The organism is Paracoccus sp. IB05 (assembly GCF_016405985.1).
Taxonomy (GTDB): domain Bacteria; phylum Pseudomonadota; class Alphaproteobacteria; order Rhodobacterales; family Rhodobacteraceae; genus Pseudogemmobacter.
Map to the genome: position 1 here is coordinate 12,553 of NZ_JAEFCF010000018.1, position 23,575 is coordinate 36,127.

General features: G+C 63.3%; 20 protein-coding genes. 13 read left to right on the forward strand and 7 right to left on the reverse strand.

The features are described from left to right. Positions 1–118: 118 nt before the first annotated feature. The 9 genes from JC607_RS12920 (at position 119) to JC607_RS12960 (ending at position 10,346) form a co-directional block, all read left to right on the forward strand. Positions 119–4,264, forward strand: a complete 4,146-nt coding sequence (locus tag JC607_RS12920; RefSeq protein WP_198837334.1) for a response regulator — start codon at positions 119–121, stop codon at positions 4,262–4,264. Continuing rightward, positions 4,261–5,184, forward strand: a complete 924-nt coding sequence (locus tag JC607_RS12925) for a diguanylate cyclase domain-containing protein (RefSeq protein ID WP_198837335.1) — start codon at positions 4,261–4,263, stop codon at positions 5,182–5,184. Before JC607_RS12920 ends, JC607_RS12925 begins: the two co-directional genes overlap by 4 nt. 789 nt (positions 5,185–5,973) lie before the next feature. Further along, entirely contained in the window at positions 5,974–6,276 is a 303-nt protein-coding gene (locus tag JC607_RS12930; protein WP_283176793.1) for a hypothetical protein, read from the forward strand. Further along, positions 6,269–6,646 (forward strand): hypothetical protein, encoded by a 378-nt coding sequence (locus JC607_RS12935; RefSeq protein WP_198837336.1) that lies wholly within the window; start codon positions 6,269–6,271, stop codon positions 6,644–6,646. Before JC607_RS12930 ends, JC607_RS12935 begins: the two co-directional genes overlap by 8 nt. 9 nt (positions 6,647–6,655) lie before the next feature. Beyond that, positions 6,656–6,829, forward strand: coding sequence for a hypothetical protein (locus JC607_RS12940; protein ID WP_198837337.1), 174 nt, complete (start codon positions 6,656–6,658; stop codon positions 6,827–6,829). 4 nt (positions 6,830–6,833) lie between these two features. Beyond that, complete coding sequence (locus JC607_RS12945; RefSeq protein WP_198837338.1) at positions 6,834–8,228, forward strand: APC family permease; 1,395 nt, start codon at positions 6,834–6,836, stop codon at positions 8,226–8,228. A 1-nt stretch (position 8,229) separates the two neighbouring features. Continuing rightward, the gene (locus JC607_RS12950; protein ID WP_198837339.1) at positions 8,230–8,919 is read left to right on the forward strand and encodes a hypothetical protein; all 690 of its coding nucleotides are present in this window, start codon (positions 8,230–8,232) and stop codon (positions 8,917–8,919) included. After that, the gene (locus JC607_RS12955) at positions 8,916–9,191 is read left to right on the forward strand and encodes a hypothetical protein (RefSeq protein ID WP_198837340.1); all 276 of its coding nucleotides are present in this window, start codon (positions 8,916–8,918) and stop codon (positions 9,189–9,191) included. Before JC607_RS12950 ends, JC607_RS12955 begins: the two co-directional genes overlap by 4 nt. A 60-nt stretch (positions 9,192–9,251) precedes the next feature. Continuing rightward, complete coding sequence (locus JC607_RS12960) at positions 9,252–10,346, forward strand: glycosyltransferase (RefSeq protein ID WP_198837341.1); 1,095 nt, start codon at positions 9,252–9,254, stop codon at positions 10,344–10,346. A gap of 474 nt (positions 10,347–10,820) precedes the next feature. Here the strand turns inward: JC607_RS12960 and JC607_RS12965 are convergent, their stop codons facing one another. Continuing rightward, positions 10,821–10,967, reverse strand: a complete 147-nt coding sequence (locus JC607_RS12965) for a hypothetical protein (RefSeq protein ID WP_198837342.1) — start codon at positions 10,965–10,967, stop codon at positions 10,821–10,823. Between JC607_RS12965 and JC607_RS12970 the strand changes: the two genes are divergently transcribed. Then, positions 10,966–11,205, forward strand: coding sequence for a hypothetical protein (locus JC607_RS12970; RefSeq protein ID WP_198837343.1), 240 nt, complete (start codon positions 10,966–10,968; stop codon positions 11,203–11,205). The two genes, JC607_RS12965 and JC607_RS12970, sit on opposite strands and share 2 nt — an antisense overlap. Positions 11,206–11,529: 324 nt before the next feature. On the opposite strand, the gene katG is transcribed toward JC607_RS12970, so the two are convergent. After that, the gene (katG, locus tag JC607_RS12975) at positions 11,530–13,746 is read right to left on the reverse strand and encodes a catalase/peroxidase HPI (protein WP_198837344.1); all 2,217 of its coding nucleotides are present in this window, start codon (positions 13,744–13,746) and stop codon (positions 11,530–11,532) included. A gap of 145 nt (positions 13,747–13,891) precedes the next feature. Here katG and JC607_RS12980 point away from each other — a divergent pair, with 145 nt between their 5' ends. The 3 genes from JC607_RS12980 (at position 13,892) to JC607_RS12990 (ending at position 17,702) form a co-directional block, all read left to right on the forward strand. After that, the gene (locus JC607_RS12980; RefSeq protein WP_198837345.1) at positions 13,892–14,830 is read left to right on the forward strand and encodes a hydrogen peroxide-inducible genes activator; all 939 of its coding nucleotides are present in this window, start codon (positions 13,892–13,894) and stop codon (positions 14,828–14,830) included. A gap of 237 nt (positions 14,831–15,067) precedes the next feature. Further along, positions 15,068–15,562: a hypothetical protein gene (locus JC607_RS12985; RefSeq protein ID WP_198837346.1), complete on the forward strand. Its 495-nt coding sequence runs from the start codon at positions 15,068–15,070 to the stop codon at positions 15,560–15,562. Between the two features lie 124 nt (positions 15,563–15,686). Next, a complete protein-coding gene (locus tag JC607_RS12990; protein WP_233092890.1) occupies positions 15,687–17,702 on the forward strand; it encodes a sigma-54-dependent Fis family transcriptional regulator in 2,016 nt (671 codons plus the stop codon). A gap of 79 nt (positions 17,703–17,781) precedes the next feature. Here JC607_RS12990 and JC607_RS12995 read toward each other — a convergent pair whose 3' ends face one another. The 5 genes from JC607_RS12995 to JC607_RS13015 all read right to left on the reverse strand — a co-directional run bounded on the left by JC607_RS12995 (position 17,782) and on the right by JC607_RS13015 (position 23,565). Then, the gene (locus JC607_RS12995; RefSeq protein WP_198837347.1) at positions 17,782–18,825 is read right to left on the reverse strand and encodes an NAD(P)-dependent alcohol dehydrogenase; all 1,044 of its coding nucleotides are present in this window, start codon (positions 18,823–18,825) and stop codon (positions 17,782–17,784) included. A gap of 67 nt (positions 18,826–18,892) precedes the next feature. Next, entirely contained in the window at positions 18,893–20,527 is a 1,635-nt protein-coding gene (locus JC607_RS13000) for a molecular chaperone GroEL (protein ID WP_198837348.1), read from the reverse strand. Positions 20,528–20,599: 72 nt separating this feature from the next. Continuing rightward, the gene (locus tag JC607_RS13005; protein WP_198837349.1) at positions 20,600–21,427 is read right to left on the reverse strand and encodes an iron-sulfur cluster assembly protein; all 828 of its coding nucleotides are present in this window, start codon (positions 21,425–21,427) and stop codon (positions 20,600–20,602) included. 3 nt (positions 21,428–21,430) lie between these two features. Next, entirely contained in the window at positions 21,431–22,453 is a 1,023-nt protein-coding gene (locus JC607_RS13010) for an amidohydrolase family protein (RefSeq protein ID WP_198837350.1), read from the reverse strand. A 32-nt stretch (positions 22,454–22,485) separates the two neighbouring features. Further along, on the reverse strand, positions 22,486–23,565 hold the full coding sequence (locus tag JC607_RS13015; protein WP_198837351.1) for an NAD(P)-dependent alcohol dehydrogenase: 1,080 nt from the start codon (positions 23,563–23,565) through the stop codon (positions 22,486–22,488). Between the last annotated feature and the right edge of the window lie 10 nt (positions 23,566–23,575).

Here is a 23,575-nt window from a genome sequence, read left to right on the forward strand (position 1 = left end):
GCTTCACTTATTAGAAAGGGTTGTATCATAAAGAAGAGACAGTCACCGACTTTGGTTACCGGATCCCGATAGCATGAAAGTTCATCTGCCAGGCTGGATAACCCACCCGCCCCTCAGAATGTCGATTATCGCGATCCTGATGGTCGTGCTGCTGCCGACCCTGGGCGTCGTTGCAATGGCTTTGCTGAATGTCGGGCAATCCTTCCGGACCCTGTCCGAGCAACGGCTGCTGGAAACCGCGCATATTCTCGCGCGCACGACCGAAAGCGAGATCAGCGTCACCGGGCGGTTGTTGCATGCGATCCGCACCGAACAGGGCCAGAACAGCAACGAGGTATCGCCAGGCGTCTCGATCCTGCCCAACCGCGACGAAGAGGGCATCTATAAGCTATTCACCCTGCGGCGTGATGCCTCCGGGAAGATCATTGCGCCGGAGTTCAGCGAAGCCGAGGTCGCCCGACTGGTGTTGCAGGCCGCCGAGAGCGGCAGGATGCAGGTCTCAAACCTGCTGCCTCCACGTTTTGACGACGACAGGCCCCGGGTGGCAATCGCCTATCCTGAAGCCGCTCCCGAAGGCGCGATGGCGGATGGCGGGCAGCTGATCAATGTTGTCGCGGTCACCGACCACCCGTCCAGCCTGCTCCGCTCGTTGAATGATGACAGCATGGGAGAGAGCAATGCCGTGCTGGCGATCACCGATGGCACCGGGCGGCTGCTGGCGCGCTCGGTCGATGGCGAGCGTATGCTGGGGCGCAAAGTGCCCGACTGGGAACAGCTGACGGCCATGGGAACAGAAAGCGGCAGCTTCCGGGCGACCACGATGGAGGGTCGCGCCATCATGTTCTCGTTCCAGGAGATCCCGAATACCCCGGGATGGGTTGCCGTGGTCGGCGAGCCTGTGGTCTCATTCGATGCCCGCTGGGCACATCCGATCCGCTCGATGATCCTGGTGTCGGTGGGAACGATCGCAGTGGCGCTGCTGCTGGCACTGGTTCTGGTGCGTGGTCTGCTGCAGCCGATTCACGATCTTGCGCAGCGATCCGATAAGATCGCGCGCGTCGGCGGTGCCTCGGATGAGGCCTCCGTCAGCATCCCCCCTGCCCGCATCCGTGAATTCGAAACGCTGCGGCACAGCCTGGAACTGGCGGAACGAAAAATGCGCGGGCGGCTTGCAGAAAGCCGCGCCGCAGAGGCGGCCTCACGCGCCAATCTTGATGCGATGGAGCGGGCGGAGCGACTTGCAAGGATCGGCTCCTGGACGCTGGATCTTGCCAGCGGCAGATTCCACTTTTCGGAAATGATGGCCGAAATGAACGGCCGGTCCACCAAAGACCAGGTCACGGTCGAAGATCTGAAACGGATGATGCCCGAGGCGGATTTCAACCGGGTTGGCGATGCCATTGCCCGCTGCCTCGAAACCGGCGAATCCTATACCGTGGATGTGCAGCATTACACATCCGGTGGCGGCACTTTCGCGGCAGAGATCCGCGGCGGCGTGCTGCGCGACGAGGCCGGGACCATCTGTGGTCTCAGCGGCACGGTTCAGGATGTCAGCGAGCGCGAGGCGTCCCGCGCCCAGATGACCGCCATCGCCGACAGCCTGCCCAATGGGGCAATCTACCGGCTCGATTTCCTGACCCCCGAGCTTGGCCTGACGGGCGAGACGGTAACGCGCCAGGAAATGCGCTTCTCCTATGTCAGCGCCGGCATCGATACGCTGATCGGCATCCCTCACGAGGCGCTGATCCAGGACCCGTCGCTCTTTGTCGATGCCGTCCATCCCGAGGACCGCACCCGCTATCTTGAAACCTCACGTCTCGCTACCGCTTCGGGCACGAATTTCGAATGCGAATTCCGGCTGATCCGCCCTGATGGCGAGGTCATCTGGATCCAGGTCCGCTCGGCGCCGCGCGCTTCAGAGGCGGGGCGGATCTGGGATGGGATCATCCTCGACGTCACCCCGGCCCATAAGGCCGCAGAAGCGCTGCGTCGGGCCAAGGAAGACGCCGAGGCCGCCGAACATGCCAAGAGCGATTTCCTCGCCACGATGAGCCATGAGATCCGCACGCCGATGAATTCGGTGATCGGCATGACCCGGCTGGCACTGCAGACGCAGCTTGACCCCAAACAGCGCGCCTATCTTGGCAAGATCAATGATTCCGCCAATGTTCTTATGGGAATCATCAATGATATCCTCGACTTCTCCAAGATCGAGGCGGGTAGCATGGTGTTGGAGAAATCGGTGTTCCGGCTGGAATCCGTGCTGGAATCGGTCGCATCGGTCACCGCACTCAAGGCCGAGGAAAAGGCGCTGGAGCTCACTTTCGTGGTGGCCCCCGGCACGGCGCAACACTGGCGCGGCGATTCCCTGCGGCTGGCCCAGGTTCTGACCAACCTCGTCAGCAATGCGGTGAAATTCACCGCTGACGGCGATGTGGTCGTCTCGATCTGCGCGCTCCCCGAGGCGCCTCCGGGGGTGCATCAGTTGTTCTTCACGGTCCGGGATACCGGGATCGGCCTCAGCCAGGATCAGATCGACGGGCTCTTTCGCCCCTTCGCCCAGGGGGACAGCGATACCGCCCGCAAATTCGGCGGCACCGGTCTCGGTCTCGCGATCAGCCGGCGCATCGTCGAGCTGATGGGCGGCACGATCTGGGTGGAAAGCCGGCCGGGGCATGGCAGCACCTTCTGCTTTACGGTCGAACTCGAACCCGCCGCGCCCGAGATCATCCCCGGGTCTCTGGTGCAGATTTCCGCAGGCCTCAGCACAAGGCGCGTGCTGATCGTCGATGACAATGAAACAGCGCGGGTGGCGCTTTCTGAGATCGTTGACAGTTTCGGCATGGATTCGGTCGCGGTCGACAGTGGTGAGGCGGCATTGCGCCTGCTGCACCGCACTCAGACCGGAGACGAGCCCTTCGATATCGTGCTGTCGGACTGGCGGATGCCAGGGATGGACGGGCTGGAACTTGCCCGCGCCATCCGCAGCGACGCACATCTGGTGAACATGCCCGCCGTGCTGATGGTGACGGCTTATGGCCATCAGCTCGTGATGTCAGAGGCGACACGGATCGGCCTGCAGGGCGTGCTGCTTAAGCCGGTGACACGTTCGATGATCTTCAATACGTTCATGGAGGTTCTGTCGGTTGCACCGGTCGATGGCTTCAACCGTGCCCCGGAACCAAAGCTCACGGAAAACACTGATCTGAAACGGATTCTGGGCGGTCGCGAGATTCTCGTCGTGGATGACAATGCCCTGAACCGCGAGGTCGTTGGCGAATTTCTCGACCTTGTCGGGGTGAAGGTCACGACGGCTGAAAACGGCCTCGACGCCATTGCACGGATGAAAGAGCACCGATTTGACGCGGTGCTGATGGATGTGCATATGCCGGTGATGAACGGGCTTGAAGCGATCCGCGAGATCCGCCGCAGCCCGGACTGGTCAAACCTTCCGGTTGTCGCATTGACGGCCCAGGCCAGGGTTGAGGACGAGCAGGAAAGCATCGCAGCCGGCATGAGCGCGCATCTCACCAAACCGCTTGATGAACAGGCCCTGTTCCGCCTGCTTTGTGATCTGATCACCGGGAAGGATGCGGGGGAAGAAACCGAAACCTCGCCGGCCTCCCTATCCTCTGCTGCGCCCGCAATACCCGAATATCAAGCCGATTTGTCTAAACTTTTGCGTCGTTTTGGCGGCTCGCGTGACCGGCTTTTGCGATTCATCAACGGTTTTCTGCGTGACTTCGGAGATATGGCTGAACGGTTCGCAGAGATGAATATCGAGACGGATATCACCACGGTCGCGGAATTCTCCCATCGGGTGAAGGGGGTGGTCGGCTATGTCGAGGCAGAGAGCCTCTTCGTTATGTCCGGCACGGTAGAGACGGCTGCACGTCAGGGCGATATCGCCGGCGTTCAGGCCGTTTCGGAACACTTCCGGCAGTTGATGGCGGAATGCGTGGCCGGGCTGCGTCAGCTGGCCGGGGAGATGCAGGCTGCGCCGGCGCAAGCGGGTGCGGCAGGTCTGTCGGCCCAGGAGGCCTGGGAACAGCTGGAAATCACCCTGCCGCTGGTCGCTGCCGGTGACTTTTCGGCACGGGCCAATCTGCATGCCCTGGCCGAAGGTCTGACGGATACGCATCTGCGCAACAAGGTAAGGTTCGGGCTGGAACAATTCGAGGATCTGGAGCTGGGACCGGCGATCGTCACGCTGCGCGAGGTCAGCGACGCGCTCGCCGCCACGATGCGAAGGGCAGATGAATGAAAGCGGCAGCCGTTCCGGCAGGTTCACAGCTCGCGACCATTCTGGTTGTCGATGACGACCGGCTGAACCGCGTCGCGCTGGCAGAGCTGTTGCAGCCAGATTTCCGGGTATTGATGGCCCGGGACGGTCCATCCGGGCTCGAGATCCTGACGCGTGAGGCAGTGAACCTCGTCTTGCTGGATGTCTCCATGCCCGGGATGGATGGCTATGATGTGTTGCGCGCCATTCGGGCGTCGGACCATACCAGCAATCTTCCGGTCATCTTCATCACCGGCATGTCAGATGCCGCAGATGAAGAGCGTGGGCTGCTGCTGGGCGCCGCCGATTTCGTGCATAAGCCCATTCATCCGGCCATTGTTCGCGCCAGGGTCATGACGCATCTGCGACTGGCCCGTCAGCGCAATGAACTCGAGGCGCTCGCTTCGCTGGATGGCCTGACCGGCATCGCCAATCGGCGTTGCTTTGACGAGACCATGGATCGCGTGGCCCGTCAGACCGCGCGAAGCAGTGATGTTATGGGCATCGCCCTGTTCGATGTCGACCATTTCAAGCAATATAATGATCACTATGGCCATGGCGCCGGGGATCAGGCTTTGCGCAATGTGGCGGTGACGCTGAACAGGTTCGCGCGGCGCGCCGGCGAGCTGGCGGCCCGATACGGGGGCGAAGAATTTGCCTTGCTGCTCCCGGGCTGCTCTGAGCTGGAGGAGGTGATGAACAGCTTCCGTCAGAGCATTGCAGATGCCCGGATCCCCCATGAACGCTCAGAGACCTCCGACTGGCTGACCGTCAGCGGTGGTGGGGTCGTGGTGCCTGTGGTGGCGCTGGCGCAATCCGGCGATGCACTGGCTTTGGCGGATCAGTTGCTCTACCGCGCCAAAGCCGGGGGCCGGAACCGGGTTATGGTGCAACGGGCCTGAGCCTTGCCATCCTGCCGCGACCATTATCCGCCCGCAAGCCGTGCTGAGACGGTGGTTGCCGGCACTTCACAGCTGCGCGCCCCGATTGCGAGTCCAGCGTGCATCGCGCCGCCAAGGCGGAGCTGATCGGGCGCGCGGTGCCACAGAACTCGCCACAATGCGTACCGCATAGCCCAAGCTGAACAGGCGCGCTCAGCCCGGACGCCTGTCCAACACCGGACGAAACAGATCACCTTCGCCTGACGGTCTGATCGACCCGGCGCGCGGCGGCTGCCCGCGCACCGGAGGAAGAGAGGTCGCGCGTTGCAGACCCGACGACGGGGCCATCCGACCTCTCCACCTTCCGGAACGAGCGAGGTCGGGAACGAGCCGGGCCCGGACTTTGGCCATGCGCCAGATCGGGGGTCGGGTCGGGGGCCAGATCGGGGGCCAGATCGGAGCACGGAGGCAGTCATCTTCGGCCACAGACCCCAGGTCATATTGCGCGGGACCTGAGGTTTGCGGACACCGGCATGCCGCGATGCGGCGAAGAAATACAGGACGGAAACAAAAGGGAAATTCGAAACTATCACGCCCGTCCCTGACAATATCCTGCCGTCCCGGACGCAAATTTCAGCGTTTTTACTCTGCCCGTTTTCTGCGCAGAAAGCCTGAATTTCCTGCACAAGAAACTTGACAGAATGTCGCAGCGCGCGCTCACTGTGGGGAAAAAGTTTTCAAACACAGAAAACAAACGCCAGGGCCCGGCGCGGAAATATCCATCATCAGGGCCTCAGGGAGGGATGCAAAGTGTCAGATCTGACGAAACGGATCGAGACCATGCACCGGCGCGATGTCGCCGTGGCATGGGCCTTCGTTCTGGGCTTGTGGTTTGCGATCATCTTTGTCGCCATCGGCACCTGGTCGCTCGCGCCTTCGGGCACGACGCGCGCGGTGCTGCTGACCGGCGGCGCCGTTGTGCTCCTGTTCAACACCGCAGCAATTCTCGCCATGCTGCGCCATTACCGCGAAGACCGCGACTTCATGTATGGGCTGGATATCCAGTTCCTTGATGAAGCCCGCGACGCGAAGCGGAGGCGGAAACATGGCTAAATATACCGCCCCCGTGCAAAGCAAGATCGGCCAGATCATTGACGTGATCGTCCTTCTGATCATGGCCATCGGCGCGCTCTACATCCCGTTGTGGCTGGGCATGGCCGGCTCTTCAAAGGAACCCGTCGCCATCGAGAACCCGACCTGGGAGGCCCTTGGCCAGAACCCGGCCATGGTCGGCCAATGGGAGAAGCTTGGCTTCAGCGACCCTGCTGCCGCCGCCGAGATGATCACCGCGCGCTTCGACTATTCCTTCTCGATCTCGTCGCTGATCGTGATGATCGTGGTCATCGTGGGCTATTACGCAATTCTGCTGCGGTTTTCTGAAAAAGAATACTGCGATGTTATCGCTGAAAAATTCGGCGAGTAAGGGCAGCACATGGATCTCTGGAACTATCTTGAATATGCGGCCTGGGCCGCGTCGGCGCTGTTTGGCCTGTTCATCGTGATCGACTGGATCAAGACCGACAGCCAATACAGTGAAGAGTTTCTGACCTCGTCGCGCGAAGGCGAGCTGGAAGCGCTCACCGAAGAACAGCATCATCGGGGGTGAGGGAATGGCACAGGAACAACAAACCGAACATGTCGGCCTTGCCCGCGTTCTTGGCCCCGCCCATGTCTGGGCGCTCGGGGTCGGCATCGTGCTGGTCGGCGAATATATGGGCTGGAACTTCGCGGTCGGAAAGGGCGGTGCCTATGCGGCGCTGATCGCCTGCTGGTTCGCGGGCATCCTCTACAGCTGCGTTGCGATGATCGATTCCGAGGTCACCTCGACGGTCGCGGCTGCGGGCGGCCAATATACCCAGGCCAAGCATATCGTCGGCCCGCTGATGGCCTTCAATGTGGGGCTTTATCTCGTCTTCGCCTATACGATGCTTGAGGCGGCGAACGCGATCACGGTGGGCTTCCTCGTCGATACCGTGGCCACGATGTCAGGCCATTCCGGCGTGCTGGATCAGCGGCCGTTCATCATTCTGGCGATCATGTTCCTCGCCTGGCTGAACTATCGCGGCGTGCTGGCAACGCTGACCTTCAACCTCGTCATCACCGCCATCGCCTTCTCGGCAGTGATCATCCTGTTCCTCGCGACTTCGGGCATCTTTACCACCAGCCCGTTGCAACATGCGGAACTGATGAGCGGCCCCGCCTCCCTGCCCTATGGCTGGCTTGGCATCCTGGCGGCGATGCATTTCGGGCTTTGGTATTACCTTGGGATCGAAGGCACCACCCAGGCCGCTGAAGAAGTGCGTTCACCGGCGCGGTCGCTGCCCTTCGGCACGCTTGCGGGGGTGATGACGCTGGCAATTGCGGCCACACTGACCTGGTATGTCTGCTCCGGCCTGATGCCCTGGGAATATCTTGGTCAGGCCGGGGTGCCGCTGTTTGACGCCGCGCGGCTGTCGGGATCGACCTTCCTGATGGTGCTGCTGGGGATCGGCACGCTCTTCGCGACGCTGGCCTCGGCCAATGGCTGTATCAATGACGCGAGCCGCGCCTGGTTCGCGATGGGGCGCGACCGCTATCTGCCCGGCTGGTTCGGGGCCGTGCATCCGCGCTATCGCACCCCGTATCGCGCGATCATCTTCCTGGTGCCGATCGCGCTGATCTTCGCCCTTGGTGCGCCGATCGATCAGGTGATCACCTTCTCGATCCTTTCAGGATTGCTCGGCTATACTTTCATGCCGCTGAACATCATCCTGTTCCGCCGCAAATGGCCGCTCGATTCGATCAAGCGCGGCTATGAGCATCCGTTCCATCCGGTGCCGGCTTTCGTACTGCTTGCGCTGTGTGGCACCACCTTCTTCGCGGTGTTCCTCGGTTATGGCACCCAGCTTGTGGCGATGATTGCCTTCTATATCGTCGTCTCGCTGTGGTTCCACTTCTGGCGCTACCGCTTCGTCAACCGCGGCGCGCAGTTCACCATGCCCTGGCCGAAACCGCGTGGTTACTGAAATGGAAGCGGGCATTCTCGCCCTTATTCTCGGCGGGGGGCTGGTCATTCTGGCCCTCCGTCTTTCGCGCGCGACCCGCGCCCGCCGCACCGCGCGCGAAGGATATTTCGACCTGATCGCTCCGCATATGACCGGCCTCAGACGCGCGGTGATGCCCACGGGCTTTGCCCGCATTTCGGGCCAGATCGGCGGCCAGCTGACCGATCTGCAACTGATCCCCGACACGCTGACCTGGCGCAAACTGCCGGTGCTCTGGCTTCTGGTCACGCAGCCCGGCGCGCTGCCGGTCTCGCAGCGTATCGATCTCATGGTCCGCCCGCGCGGGGTCGAGCCTTTCTCGACCTTTGACACCCTGCCGCATCAGACCATCCTGCCGCAGGATTTCCCCTTTGACGCCAGCCTGCGCAGCGAGACCCCGCTTGCACCCGGCGAGGCCGCCCTTCTTCAGCGCCATCAGCATCTGCTGCAAGACCCCCGCATCAAAGAGCTGATCATCGCCCCCGAGGGCCTGCGCCTGACCTTTTTCGCCGATGAGGCCGAACGCGGCCGCTATCTGATTTTCCGCGAGGCCGAGATGGGCCGCGATGGGCTGGAGCCCGAAACCCTCGCACCCCTTCTGGAGGCGCTGGCCGATCTGCGCGCCGATATCCTCGCCGGGGTCCCTGACAAAGTCGCAAGGAAGTCCGCATGAAAACGCCCCCGAACCCCTATCTCGTGCTGGGGTCTGCCATTGTGCTTCCGGGCTCCGGCCAGGTCTGGAACGGCGAGCCGCTGCGCGGGCTTATATTCCTGTTCTTCATCTTCCTGCTGGGCGGTTTCACCCTGATCACCGCCGGGCCGGAAATCTCTTTTGTCGGCCGCTATGCCGGCGGGTTCTTCGTCTGGGCCATGGCGATCTTCGACGCCTATAAGCGCGCCCGCATCCGCACCGAGATCTCCGCCCATAAGGGGCGCGCCACCTGAGCCCCCTTCGCCCCGCAGCCGTTCCGCGCTATAGAAAGCGCAGGTGTTATGGGGGTGAGGATGGATCTCTGTCTCAATATGATCGTGCGCGACGAGGCGCCGATCATTGCGGAAACGCTGGCAAATATCCTCGACCATATCGAAATCTCGACCTGGGTGATCCATGATACCGGCTCGCGCGATGCGACGCCGCAGATCATCCGCGATTTCTTCGAGACGCGCGGTATTCCCGGGCTGCTGGCCTTCCGCGACTGGGAGAATTTCGGCGCCAACAGGCAATATGCGCTGAAAGATGCCGAGGGCCGCGCCGAATTCGCGCTGATTTTCGACGCCGATGACGGGTTTGAAGGCACGCTGCCCGGGATGCCGCAGGATTGTGACTCGCTGACGCTGAACATGAAGCGCGGGGCCATCACCTATCCGACCAAGCTGATCTTGCGCAATGATGGCCGTTACCGCTGGCGCGGCGTGGTGCATGAGGGGCTGTATTTCCAGGGCGCGCCTGACCCTGCGCCCATCAGCGGGCCGGAAAAGGTCGTGCATCTGCCCGGCGATTACGCGGTGATCAGCCGGTCAGCCGGGGCGCGCTCGCGCGATCCGGTCACCTTCCTGCGCGATGCCGCGATGCTGGCGAAAGCGGTGGCGACACTGCCTGACGCCGACCGCGACCTGCTGCCACGCTACACGTTTTATTGCGCCAATTCCTGGCGCGATGCCGGCGCCTCGCATGAGGCGATCCACTGGTATCGCCGCCGCATCGACCTCGGCGGCTGGAAGGATGAGCTTTACCTGTCCTGGATGGGGCTCGGGATCGAACTGCGCAAGACGGGCGACACAGAAGGCGCGATCCAGGCCTTTATGAAGGGGCATGAGGTCTGCTCCGACCGCGCCGAATGCCTGTTCCATCTGGTGCAGCTGCTCCGGGCCGAGGGGCGCCCGGAGATGGCGCTGATCCTCGCGCGCGAAGGGCTGAAGATCCCGCTGCCGGCACGGACCCGGCTGTTTCTCTGGTTCGACATCTACGCCTTCTGGATGGATTTCGAATATCTCATGTGCCTCAGGGCGCTGAACCGGCTGGCCGAGGGCGAAGAGGCGCTGGCGCGGATGCGGGCCGCCCATGCGCCGGCGCATCTCTTCGCGCTGATCACCGGTTGACCGGGCGCAGGCCCGGCCCACCTTGCCAGGCGCCGGCAAACTGGCGATCATGAGGATCTCATGCGCGATTGCAGGCCGCGGATGGCAGGCGATTTCTGCGCTGTAACGGTCCGGCCTATCGCCGCGCAGGATCGAGAAGGGAGATCGCGCCCGCGCAGATCTCGCCGGGGGAAACCGCGCGATCTGAAGCCACAGGCCTGCACCGCGCTTTCCAGCCGCAGACCTATCGCGGGCAGGAAATGCCGGTGAGAGTGTTTGAAAACGGCATCGCCGCGAAGGCCGGTGCCTGTGATCCCACCGACCGGGCGCTTTCGCTGCCGGAGCAGCACAGCCATTTTCTGGCGATCTGTTCAAATGAATTGCAGGACAAGATCCTGATGCGGCCGCCGCCAGCCTGGTGCCCTGTCACTGCGCCGAAGAGGCCGAAGGCAGCATCCCCCTCTCGGACGCGTTCGGCCGGGCGGGCGGATCGGATCATGCCGGCAGGGCGATCCCCAGCTTCCTGCGGGACACGCCCGAGCGCCAGCTCTGGTCCTGCCCCGTGCTGCCGCGCCAGGGTGACAGGGTCCGCAGCACCTGGGTCACCAAGGGCATGCGCGGATCAGGGTCGAAAACCATCATGGTGAGTCACCCGTCACACCTGTACCACAAAGACGTCAATGCGCTGGTGACCGGCTTGGCCTCCTGGCCGGTGACACACTCGAATCCCAATACCGGCACCACGCTGGGCCTGTTGTTTTTAGCGACAGCGCCGACCAGGAATTTCCAGCTCCGGGGCATGATCTGCCGCGATATCAGGGCCGATGGCGGGTGCAAACAGGGTCCTTTCGCCTGGATTCGCATGATGAAAATGCTCTGAACCGGCATCCGGACGGAGAGGGTCCGGGCACGATCTGACAGAGCACCCGGCCCGCCCCGCGCGCCGTTCGGTTCCGGCTCCGCAGCTGTAGGAAAGGAGCCGTCATCGCCTGGAAGATCCCCTCTCCTGCGCGATCACCAGTTCGATCCTTACGCCGGCCGTGCCCCGCGGCATCTGCCGGTATCGCGTGGCCAGTTCGCCGCCTCGGACATAGGCGCCCGTCCCGGATGGAGTTTCTGCAAAACCCCGGCTGCGTGCTGAACGGCGAGGGCTGTCCGCTGCCGTAACAGGCGCGCGGCGGGGGGAACCGCCGCGCGCCGCAGATCAGGCCCCGAACAGATCGAGCTCCATCACCTTCACCCAGGCGCGGGTGAAGTCGGCCACGAATTTCGCTCCGTTATCGGCCTGGGCATAGACTTCGGCCAGGGCGCGCAGCTGCGAGTTCGACCCGAAGACGAGATCGGCCCTTGTCCCCGTCCAGCGCAGCTGGCCGGTCTTGCGGTCGCGCCCCTCAAACAGGGTCTGATCCTCTGAGACCGGGCGCCAGTCGACCGCCATATCCAGCAGATTGACGAAGAAATCATTGGTCAGCTGACCCTTGCGGGTGGTCAGCACACCATGGGTCGCGCCGTCATGATTTGCCCCCAAAACCCTGAGCCCGCCGACCAGCACCGTCATTTCCGGCGCGGACAGCGTCAGAAGCTGCGCGCGGTCAACCAGCATTTCCTCGGGTGCCGTGCGATACTGGCCGTTCGAGTAGTTGCGAAAGCCATCGGCCTCGGGTCGCAGCGGATCAAAGCTGGCCGCATCGGTCTGCTCTGCCGATGCATCCATCCGCCCCGGCGTGAAGGGGACCGTGACCGGGTGACCGCCGGCCAGCGCCGCCGCCTCGACAGCCGCGCCACCCGCCAGCACGATCAGATCGGCGAGCGAGACGCGTTTGGCCCCGGTCTGGGCCGCATTGAAATCGGCCTGAACCCCTTCCAGCGCGGTGAGCACCCGGGCGAGTTGCGCCGGTTCATTGACCTCCCAGTCCTTTTGCGGCGCAAGGCGGATGTGCGCGCCATTGGCCCCGCCGCGTTTGTCGGAACCGCGGAAGGTCGAGGCCGAAGCCCAGGCCGTCGACACCAGCTCTGCGGTCGAAAGCCCCGTCGCGAGGATCTCTGCTTTCAGCCCGGCGATATCCGCCGCATCAATCAGCGCATGATCACGGGCCGGGATCGGATCCTGCCAGATCAGATCTTCCTCCGGCGCCTCCGGCCCGAGATAGAGGCTTTTCGGCCCGAGATCGCGATGCAGCAATTTGAACCAGGCGCGGGCGAAAGCATCCGCAAACGCCGCCGGGTTCTGGTGGAACCGCCGCGCGATCGGCTCATAGATCGGATCGAACCTGAGCGAGAGATCCGCCGTCGTCATAAAGGGCGCGTGTTTGACCGAAGGGTCATGCGCGTCCGGGATCATATGGTCCGGACGGCAGTCTTTCGCCCGCCACTGGATCGCCCCGGCTGGGCTTTTCACCTGCTCCCATTCGTAACCGAAAAGCATGTCGAAATAGCCATTATCCCAGGTGGTCGGGTTCGGCTTCCAGGCCCCCTCGAACCCCGAGGTCGTGGTATGGACACCCTTGCCCGTGCCCAGCCGGTTCAGCCAGCCAAGACCCATATCCTGGATCGCTCCGCCTTCGGGTTCCGCGCCAACGAGGGCCGGATCACCCGCACCATGCGCTTTGCCGAAGGTGTGGCCGCCTGCGATCAGGGCCACGGTTTCCTCGTCATTCATCGCCATGCGGGCGAAGGTCTCGCGCACATCGCGACCCGAGGCGACCGGATCCGGGGTGCCGTCCGGCCCCTGGGGGTTGACGTAAATCAGACCCATCTGCACAGCCGCCAGCGGGTTCGCGAGGTCGCGCTCGCCCGAATAGCGGCTAGACGGCTTGTCGGAGGTGGCGAGCCATTCGCCCTCCGGCCCCCAATAGATGTCTTCCTCTGGCGCCCAGATATCCGCGCGGCCCCCGGCGAACCCGAAGGTCCTGAACCCCATCGTCTCCATCGCGACATTGCCGGCGAGCAGGATCAGATCGGCCCAGGAAATCCGGTTGCCGTATTTCTGCTTGATCGGCCACAACAGGCGCCGCGCCTTGTCGAGATTGCCATTATCGGGCCAGGAGTTCAGCGGCGCGAAGCGCTGATTGCCGGTCGAGCCGCCGCCGCGCCCGTCTGCTGTGCGGTAAGTGCCGGCCGCGTGCCAGGCCAGGCGCACCATCAGCCCGCCGTAATGACCCCAGTCTGCCGGCCACCAGTCCTGGCTGTCGGTCATCAGACCTGCGAGATCCTGTTTCAGCCCGTCATAATCGAGCTTCTGAAATTCGGCCCGATAGTCGAAATCCGCGCCCATCGGATCCGATTTCGGCGCATGCTGATGCAGGATCGACAGGTTCAGCTGATTGGGCCACCAGTCCTTGTTCCCGCGCCCGCCAAGGGTTGTCTGCGGCACAGCGCCGTGGATCACCGGGCAGCGCCCGGCGGGTTTGTTTCCGTCCATTTCTTCCTCCCAGAGATCGGCAGCCCTTTCGGACCGCAGACCGGCGGCCCCCTTGCCCGGCGGCTCTGCCTGTCTGACCTCATCCTAGCCAGCGGTGGACTTCAGGGGAACTTGAATATTCTGATGATCTGTATAAGGCTTTCTTATGCGCAATCTGACCCTGAAACAAATTCGCTACTTCGACGCCCTCGCGCGTTTCGGCACTTTCAGCGCGGCGGCAGAGGCCTGCGCGGTGACACAGCCGGCTTTATCCATGCAGATCAAGGAGATGGAGGAAGGCGCCGGCACCCCTTTGCTGGAGCGTGGCCCGCGCGGCGTGCGGCTGACCGCCTTTGGCGAAATGGTGCATCAGCGGGCAAAGGCGATGCTCGCGATCCTCGAAGACCTCGACACCCTGGCGCGCTCGGCCAGCGACGAGCCGGCGGGCAAGCTGCGGCTTGGCGTGATCCCGACCATCGCGCCCTATCTGCTGCCCTCGGTGATCACCCGGCTTGCCGCGCGCTTTCCCGGCCTGAGCCCGATCCTGCGCGAAAGCATGACCTCTCGCCTTATCGAAGAGCTGCAGGACGGGCGCATCGACGCGGCAATCCTGGCGCTGCCGGTCTCTGAACCCGCACTGACCGAAGTCTCGCTCTTCACCGAGCGCTTCGTGCTGATCCGCCCCGCCGAGGACGCGGACAAGCCGGTGCCGCACCGCGACAAGCTGCGTGAGATGCGGCTTTTGCTGCTGGAAGAAGGGCATTGCTTCCGCAGCCAGGCGCTGTCTTTTTGCGATATGCCCTCGACCCAGCCGCGCGAAATGCTCGATGGCAGCTCGCTTTCGACGCTGGTGCAGATGGTTGGCGTCGGCGTTGGCGTGACGCTGATCCCCGAGATGGCGGTGCCGATCGAGACCCGTTCGGCGGCGGTGGCGGTGGCGCGGTTTCGTGACCCGCAGCCCCTGCGCTCGATCGGCATGGTCTGGCGCAAATCCAGCGCGATGGAGGCCCGGCTGATGCAGATCGCCGAGACCGTCCGCGACTGCGGATTGCGGCTCAGACAGGCCAGCGGACTGACCGCTTTGCCGGGCTGGCACAAAGGCTGAAACCGGCACCTGAAGGGCGGTCTCCGACACCGATATTTTCAGCCTATGCGGAAGTTCTTGATGAAAGGCACATCCCTATTGTAGCTTTGGCAGGCAGTGGCGGCGGTGGTGATGGCAATGCCTCACCCCTTCCTGCCAGGTATCGCAAAGACAGGATCCGAAAGCCCGCGGGGAGGCTGGCTCAGGATAACATCTTGTCTTTACTGTTAAAGATCACTGGACATTGGGAGGATGACCATGGTCGACATCATTTCAAAACGTGATGGCCCGCGCCGCGAGGATGAGCGGGCGCGTCGCATGATCCAGGCGAATCAGGGGGCCATAACCCAGATCGCCGACCACCTGACCCAGGGCAGCTACAGCGCAAACAAGCGCGCGAAGGCGGCGGGCGCAAAGGCCCCGCCCGCGCCCGAAGGCAAGCTGATCTATGACGGCGCGGCCGGTGCGCAGATCAGTTCTGACACGGGTGAAATCCGGGTCAGGGTCAGCGTCAATAACCGCGTTGTCGCCTATGACAGCGGGTCCGGGCGCCAGGTCTTTCACCTCGGCGAGATCCGCCGCCAGGAAGCGACACGCTATTTTGCCATCGCCTCGCGGGAGAATGGTTTCTTCTCGCCCTTGCCCGATGAAGTGACCGAAAAGATCGGCGAGCTGGATGGTCAGATCATCGACCAGGCCTGCCCCGAAAGCCTGCTGGCCGCTGAAATCTCGGAACGCCTCGGTTTCAGCTGACCCATTTGAATTTCCGGCACCAGCCTCCTGGGGTGCCGGCCCTCCCGCATTTGCCTGACCACCTGCATCTTCGGATGCAACAGCAAGGGCGAGACGAACGCCCCAGCCCATTGGGAGGACTCGCATGACCGATCCGATTTCGGGTTTCCACACCCGGACGGGCATGTTCGATGACTGGCTTGACCAGCGTGCCACCATGCGCGCCTGGGAGGATTTCCTCACCTATCGCGACATCGAACAAAGCCGCACCTCGGGCGTGCGCCGCGAAATCCTTGAATCCTGGTCGCGCAGCCTCGCCTCGGGGATCGACGCCACGGCGGAACTCGCGCCGCTGGACGAGACCGAAGAGATCCTCGAAGACGCGCGGCAGAAGAATTCCGACCTGCGCGCCGCCGCGCATGCCCCCTTTGAAAAGATGGGGCCGCTGCTCTCCGAGGCCAATGCGCTTTTGATCCTCACCGATGCCGACGGGCTGGTGCTGGAACAGATCGGCGACCTGCGGACCCATAATGCCGCGCGCTCGATCCACCTGATCCGGGGCGGCAAATGGGATGAGGCCGCCATCGGCACCAATGGGATCGGCACCGCGATCCGGTCGGGCCGCCCGACGCTGGTACATGCGTCCGAACATTTCTGCCAGGGCATCAAGGCCTGGACCTGCGCTGCGGCCCCGGTGCGCGATCCGGTGGATCAGCGCATCATCGGCGCGGTGGATCTCTCCGGCCCGCCGGCGATTTTCCGGCCACATAATGTGGCGCTGATCGCCTCGGTCGCGCGTGAAATCGAGGCCGCGCTGGCGGAACGCCAGGAGATGCGGCGCACCCGGCTGCTGGAGGCGTTTCTTGACAATGGCCCGGCCCAGGGCAGCCGCGATGCGGTGCTGATCCTCGACCGGATCGGGCGGGTGATGTATCACCGCCTGCCCTCTGGCGCGCCCCGGGACCAGGCCGCGCCGAAGCTTTCGCTCGGCCAGCAATTCATCCCGCTTTCCGGCTCGATGAGCGATCAGGACATCGCCCGCGCCATCCCGCCGCATCTGCGGCCAAGTGGCGTGTCGCGGCTGTTCCTTGATGGTGAATTCAGCGGCGCCGCGCTGATCCTGCCGGCGCGCCCCACCGCCGCAGCACCTGCCGCAGCGGTGGAGCCCTTCCGCATCCCCCCCCGTGCCGGCGCCGCGCGCGACGAATTGCTGATGGTCGGCCAGGCGCCGAAATTCACCGCCGCCGTCGATCTGGCACGGCGGACGGCAGCGGCGGGGTCCGTGGTGCTGATCCAGGGCGAGACCGGCGCCGGCAAAGAGCTCTTTGCCCGGCTGATCCATACTGCTGCGCCGCATAAGGGCCGCGCGCCCTTTATCACCGTGAATTGCGGTGCCATCTCGGCGGAACTCTTCGGGTCAGAGCTGTTCGGCCATGCGCCGGGTGCCTTTACCGGCGCCACCCGCGATGGCAAGGCCGGCAAGTTCGAACAGGCCGACGGCGGTGTGCTCTGCCTGGATGAGATCGGCGAGATGCCATTGGAATTGCAGCCCTATCTGCTTCGGGTGCTGGAACAGCGCGCGGTCTACCGGATCGGCTGTTCAAAGCGCCGTCAGGTTGATGTGCAACTGGTGGCGATGACCAATCGGGACCTGCGCGAAGAGGTGGAGGCCGGCCGTTTCCGCCGCGATCTCTATTACCGGATCGGCGCGATGACCATCGAAGTGCCGCCCTTGCGCGAACGCCCCTGTGATATCATGGGGCTGGCCGATCACTTCAACCGCGCCGTGGCGGCACGGCTGCACCGCGAGCCGCTGATCCTGTCGCAAGAGGCTGCCGGCCTGCTCGCGCATTACGACTGGCCCGGCAATGTGCGCGAGATGCGCAACCTTTTCGAACGGCTGCATCTGATGGTCAACGGCACGATTGTCACCGAAGACGATCTGCCCGCCGCGCTGCGCAGCGCCCCGCGGCAGCCGGTCGCGGTGGCGGCCGAACCCGTCATACCGGCCAATCTCACCGATATGGAGGAACAGGCGATCCGCCGCACTCTGGCGGCGGAAGAAGGCAATCTGACCCGCGTGGCGCAGGTTCTGGGGATCTCGCGCCCGACGCTGTACCGCAAGCTGAAGACCTATGGCATCCGCCGCACCTATGAGTGAGCGCGCATAGAAAAGGCGCCACCGGGGGGAGAGTGGCGCCTTTTCCTGCCGCTTCTGTCTGGCCCGGGGACCAGCGCCTTCAGGGCACGATCACGCCCCGCCCGGTGAAGCGGCGGTTCTTGAAGTCGTCAATCGCCGTGTTGATGTCATCAAGCTTATAGGCCGTGTAATGCATCTTCACCTTGCCATCTGCATTCAGTTCCATCAGTTCGACCAGTTCGGTGTAATCGCCGACGAGGCTGCCGCCGATTTTGATCTCGTTGGCGACAAGCTCCAGGGTCGGCACTTCGATCTTGCCGCCATAGCCGACGACGATGCATTCGCCGCCCTTGCGCAAGAGCTTCCAGCAGATGTTTTCGACGCCGAGTTCACCGACAAAATCGATCACCACATGGGCGCCGCCGCCGGTGATCTCTTTCAGTTCTTCGATCAGGTTCGGGCCACCATCCAGCACCACATCGGCGCCGAGTTCCCGGGCGAGCACCTGCGCCCCCGGCTCGCGGTCAATTGCGATCAGCCGCGCGCCGCAAAGCTCGCGCAGGGATTGCAGCGCGATATGGCCCAGCCCGCCTACGCCAAGTACCGCACACCAGCTGCCGGGCGGCAACATCTTTGCCGCCCGCTTCGCCGCGCGGTAGGCGGTGATGCCGGCATCGGCCATCGGCGCCACATCCAGCGGCACGATATCGGTGTTCAGCCTGATTAACGAACGCTCATTCGTCTTGAAATAGTCCGCGAAGCCACCATCAAGGCCGAGGCCCGGAAAGAGGCCGTGATCGCAATACATATCATGGCCGTGATGGCAGTTCAGGCAGACGCCACAGGTGCGCAGCGGATGGCAGATCACTGCATCGCCCGGCTTCACGGTCCGCACATTCGATCCGACATCCTCGACCCAGCCAGCATTTTCATGCCCCATCACATAGGGCAGCAGCGTGTTATGCGGATCCATGATCGGCTTCCACACGCCTTCGATAATATGCAGATCGGTGCGGCACAGGCCGGCCGCGCCGACCCGCACAATCACCTCATCGGGCGCAAGGATGGTCGGCGCCGGGATATCCTCGATCACCAGCTGCACATTCATTGCGGGATCATATTCGTAGAGTCTTGCAGCCTTCATGGCGCGCTCCTTACTTTGAAAATCCGGGTTCCGGAGGGGTCGGGCGGCGAGACGCCGCCCGTTCCGCTCATTGACGGCCAAGCCGCTCCGAGCCGCCGCCAAGCGCCGGGCCGGCGGTCGGGTCGACATAGTCTTCGGCATGACCGATCAGGGTCTCGGTGGTCAGGATCAGACAGGCGACCGAGGCCGCATTGGCCAGCGCCGAACAGGTGACCCGCACCGGATCGACGATCCCGGCCTCGATCATGTCGCGAAACCTGCCCTGGGACGCGTCAAAACCCATCCCGTCGGCGGACCGCACCACCTCGGCGATCACCGCATTCGGGTCGGTCCCCGCATTCAGCGCGATCCGCGCCAGTGGACGGGTCAGGACGGAACGTACCAGCTCGATCCCCACCGCCACATCGCCCGATGCCTGCGCGACAACCGCGTCCAGCACCGGCGCGGCATGGGCAAGCGCCGAGCCGCCGCCGGGGACGACGCCCTCTTCGACCGCCGCACGGATCGCGTAAAGCGAATCCTCGATCAGCTGGATCTTGCGCTTTTGCTCCACCGGCGTGAGGCCACCGGCATGGATCACCGCCGTGCCGCCCGAGAGCTTGGCGAGGCGTTCGCGCAGTTTATCCTGTTCGATATTCGGCGGCGCGATGTCATATTGGCGCTGCACCTGCAGACGCCGCGCAGTGATTGCCGCCGCATCGCCCGCGCCGCCGATCACCGTGGTTTGCCCCGCCGAAGACCGCACCTGCCGCGCCGCGCCCAACTGTTCGCGGGTGACATTCTCGATCTTCCGGCCCAGATCGCGCGCCAGCACCTCGCCGCCGGTCAGGATCGCGAGATCATCCATCAACGCCTTGCGCCAGTGGCCATATTCCGGCGGATGCACGATCAGATATTTGCCGGCGGGAGCGGCCTCCAGCAGCGTCACCACCACTTCGGGCGCGATTTCCTCGGCGACAATCAACAGCGAGCGGCCCTCGGCATCGGCGATGCGGCGGGCGCCATCCAGTGCAGAAGGTGCGAGGATTTTCTGGTCGGTCAGCAGGATCAGCGGCTTTTCCAGCACCGCCTCCATCTCGTCCTGGTTGGTGACCATGTGATGCGAGATATAGCCGCGTTCAAAAGACATGCCTTCGATCACCTCAAGCGTCGTCTCGACCGTCACGGAAAAATCGGCGGTGATGATACCGTCTTCGCCGACGCGGGCATGCGCCTCGGCGACGATCTCACCCAGACGGGGGTCGGTGGCAGCGATATTGGCCACCGCACTCAGAAGGCGCGGATTATCTTTGACCGGCACGGCCTGGGCGCGCAGCGCCTCGACCACTTTCGCGACCGCCAGCTCGATCCCCCGGCACAGATCCACCGCCCGAGCGCCGCGCTCGGCCTGGGTCACGCCCTGCTGGATCATCGCATTGGCAAGGACGATCGCCGTGGTGGTGCCGTCACCCGCCACCTCATTCGTCTGCATCGAGACCTCGCGCACCACCTGGGCGCCCATATTCTCGAACCGGTCCGGCAGCTCGATCTCGGTCGCGATGGAAACACCGTCACGCGTGATCAGCGGCGTGCCGACGGGGCGGTCGATCATCGCATTCAACCCTTTGGGCCCCAGCGTCGGTTCGACAGCGGCGGCAAGCTTTGCAACACCGCGCGCCAGCGCCCGGCGGGCCTCGATGGAATGGATCAGAAAGTTAGGCATGGGGTATCCTCCCTTGTGACCGGTCACGCCCCCGCGCGCCGGCTTCCCTTCATGGTGGTGGGGTGGCGTGGCTCAGCTGCGGCTGTCCGGGCTGGCCCCGTGGTCTGTCGCGAGATGGTCCCTGGGCGGCACCCGTCCGAGGATGAAATCGATCAGCTCCGGCTCCCCACCGGACAGATCGACTTCTTTGTAACGTGCCGCAGCGAGGCCGCGGCACATGGCGCCGTTGAACTCCATATTGATGCGAATGGCGCGGAGCCGCATCAGATGGTCGGCAAGACCCCCGGCGGTCAGTGGGTCGCCTGCCCAGGTGACAAAGGCCGGGTCGTCAGGCAAAAGTGCCAGCCCGTCACCGACAAGGATCTCGCGGTAACGCGGTTTCTGAACTGATGCCTCCGGCTGGTTCCCGAGGTTGAGCGCATCAAACCCCGCCAGCGTCAGCGCGGTGATCTGTGCGGGCGCCCAGCCCATCGCCGTAAGCCCCCGGATCACCGCCTCCTGGCGGCGCAGAAAGGCTTTCTCGCGGAAGGTTTCGCGCACCTCCGAGAGATCCGCCCCATCGCTCATCTCGGCGAAGACCGCGTCGAAAGACTGCTCTTCGTTGACGGCGGCATTCACCCGTTCCGCATAGCAGTGATCCATAAGGATCACCCGCGCCTTCGATGCCCAGGGGGGCGCGAGAGCGGCCTTGCGGATGCCATCGGCCATCAGAAACGCGAAGTTCGGCGAACACCAATAGGTCGGCAGGCGAAAGGTGATATCGACCTCGCCATTCCTGACCTCAAGCCGTTCGACAAAGCCCATATCGGTGATCGGCTCATCAAGCTCGGGATCGGTGACGGCGCCAAGACGCCGCCACACTTCCCTTGCCTGCGCGCCCCGGATTTGCGGCAGGCCCATGGCTTATTCCGCCGCGATGCGGATGGGCGACTGTGCCAGCTCGGCACGTTTCGCAGCCACGTCGATATCGTAAAGCCGCGCCGCATTGAGGCCGAGGATCTTTTCCTTGATCTCATCGGTCAGCTGCACGCCCCGCTCTTGCGCGATGTCGTCCGGGATCTGGTAGTTCCACAGCTTTTCCACCAGCCATTGCGGCGTCCAGATCGCGTAATCCGATCCGAACAGGATCTTCTCCGGCCCGAGCCAGAACAGAAGTTCGGAAATGATCTCGCCGAAATAGCGCGGGCGCGAATGGATGAACGGAAGCGCCACCGCGAGGCCGGCATAGACATTGCTTTCCTGCGTCGCGATCCAGCAGAAATCGTCGAGACGCGGCAGGCCGCAATGCTCGATGATCCAGTTCAGACCAAGGAAATCGGTCGCCGCATCATCCACATCGCCCACCGCAAAAGCGTCTTTCGACAAGGGCCGGATGGTCGGGCCTTTATGGACATGGATGTTCCTGATCCCAAGCTTTTCGCAAAGCTCAAAGCATTTATAGGCAGAGGGGTCAGTCAGTTTCCAGCCTTTGGAATCGCCGTTCCATTCGGCCGTGTACATCTTTACCCCTTTGATATCAAAAGTCTCTTTCATGTAATGGATATATTCCAGCGCCTTTTCACCATCGCGCGGATCGAAAGACCCGTTGACGATGAACCGGCCCGGATTGACCTCGGCCAGCTGGTTCGACCGCTCGATCGAGCTGAAGCCTTCCTTGTAGAAATCTTTCAGATAGGTCGACTGGATGATCGCCATGTCATCCGGCCCGTCGATGAAGAGGTCGCGGTAGACCTGTTCGACCGTCTGCTTCTCGAACCGCTCCTTCTCCCAGAGTTCTTCCTTCGGGCTGAGACCGGTGTGATAGGCGTAGAAACAGTCGATGAACTGCTTCCCGTGCACATTGCGCTGATTTTCGGGGGAGCCGTTCCAGAAATGCGTATGGCAGTCGAGCACGAAGATCTCTTTGCCGTCTTTCGTCTTATACATGATGTTCCTCCCTGGATTTTGTCTTGGTTAGGTCAGAGACTGATCGCGACTTTCAACACGCCGTCGCGCTGGTTGGCGAAGAGCTCATAGGCGTCTTCGATCTGGTCGATGCTGTAGCGATGGGTGACGAGCGCGCTGAAATCGACGCGGCGGGCGCGGACGACCTCCATCATCCGGCGCATCCGTTCCTTGCCGCCAGGGCAAAGCGCCGTGCGGATGGTTTTCTCGCCCAGACCGGCGGCGAAGGCGTCGACCGGGATCTTCAGATCGCCGGAATAGACCCCAAGGCTGGACAGCGTGCCGCCAGGACGGATCGAACGCAGCGCCCATTCAAAGGTCGCCTGCAGGCCGAGCGCCTCGATGGCCACGTCACAGCCGCGCCCGTCGGTCATTTCCAGAATGGTCTCGACGACATTGTTCGAGGCCTTGAAATCGACCACCTCATCGGCGCCCATGCGTTTCGCCATGGCCAGACGCGCGGGCACGGTGTCGACGGCGATGATGCGGCTCGCGCCCATCAGCTTCGCCCCGGCGGTGGCGCAAAGGCCAATCGGCCCCTGAGCAAAAACCACCACCGTATCGCCGATTTTGATATTGCCGTTCTCGGCGCCGACAAAGCCCGTCGACATGATGTCGGGGCACATCAGCACCTCTTCATCACTCAGATCATCGGGGATCGGCGCGAGGTTCGCCATCGCATCGGGCACCAGCACATATTCGGCCTGGCAGCCATCAATCGTATTGCCGAATTTCCAGCCGCCGGTGGCCTTCCAGCCATGTTTCGTCCCGGCCCCATCCTGCGAGGAACAGCCGCAGAGACAGGCATTCGACCAGCCGGACGGTGTGATCGCGCCGGCAATCACCCGCTGGCCTTCGCGAAACCCCTTCACCGCCGAGCCGAGTTTTTCGATCACCCCCACCGGCTCATGCCCGATGGTAAGCCCCTTCTCGACCGGGTATTCGCCTTTGAGAATATGGATATCGGTGCCGCAGATCGTGGTTGTGGTGACCCGCATCAGCGCGTCATTCGGCCCCACATCGGGGATCTTCTTGTCTTCAAGAACGATCCGGCCTTTTTCGACAAAGACCGCCGCTTTCATCATGCTTGCCATGGTGTCTCCT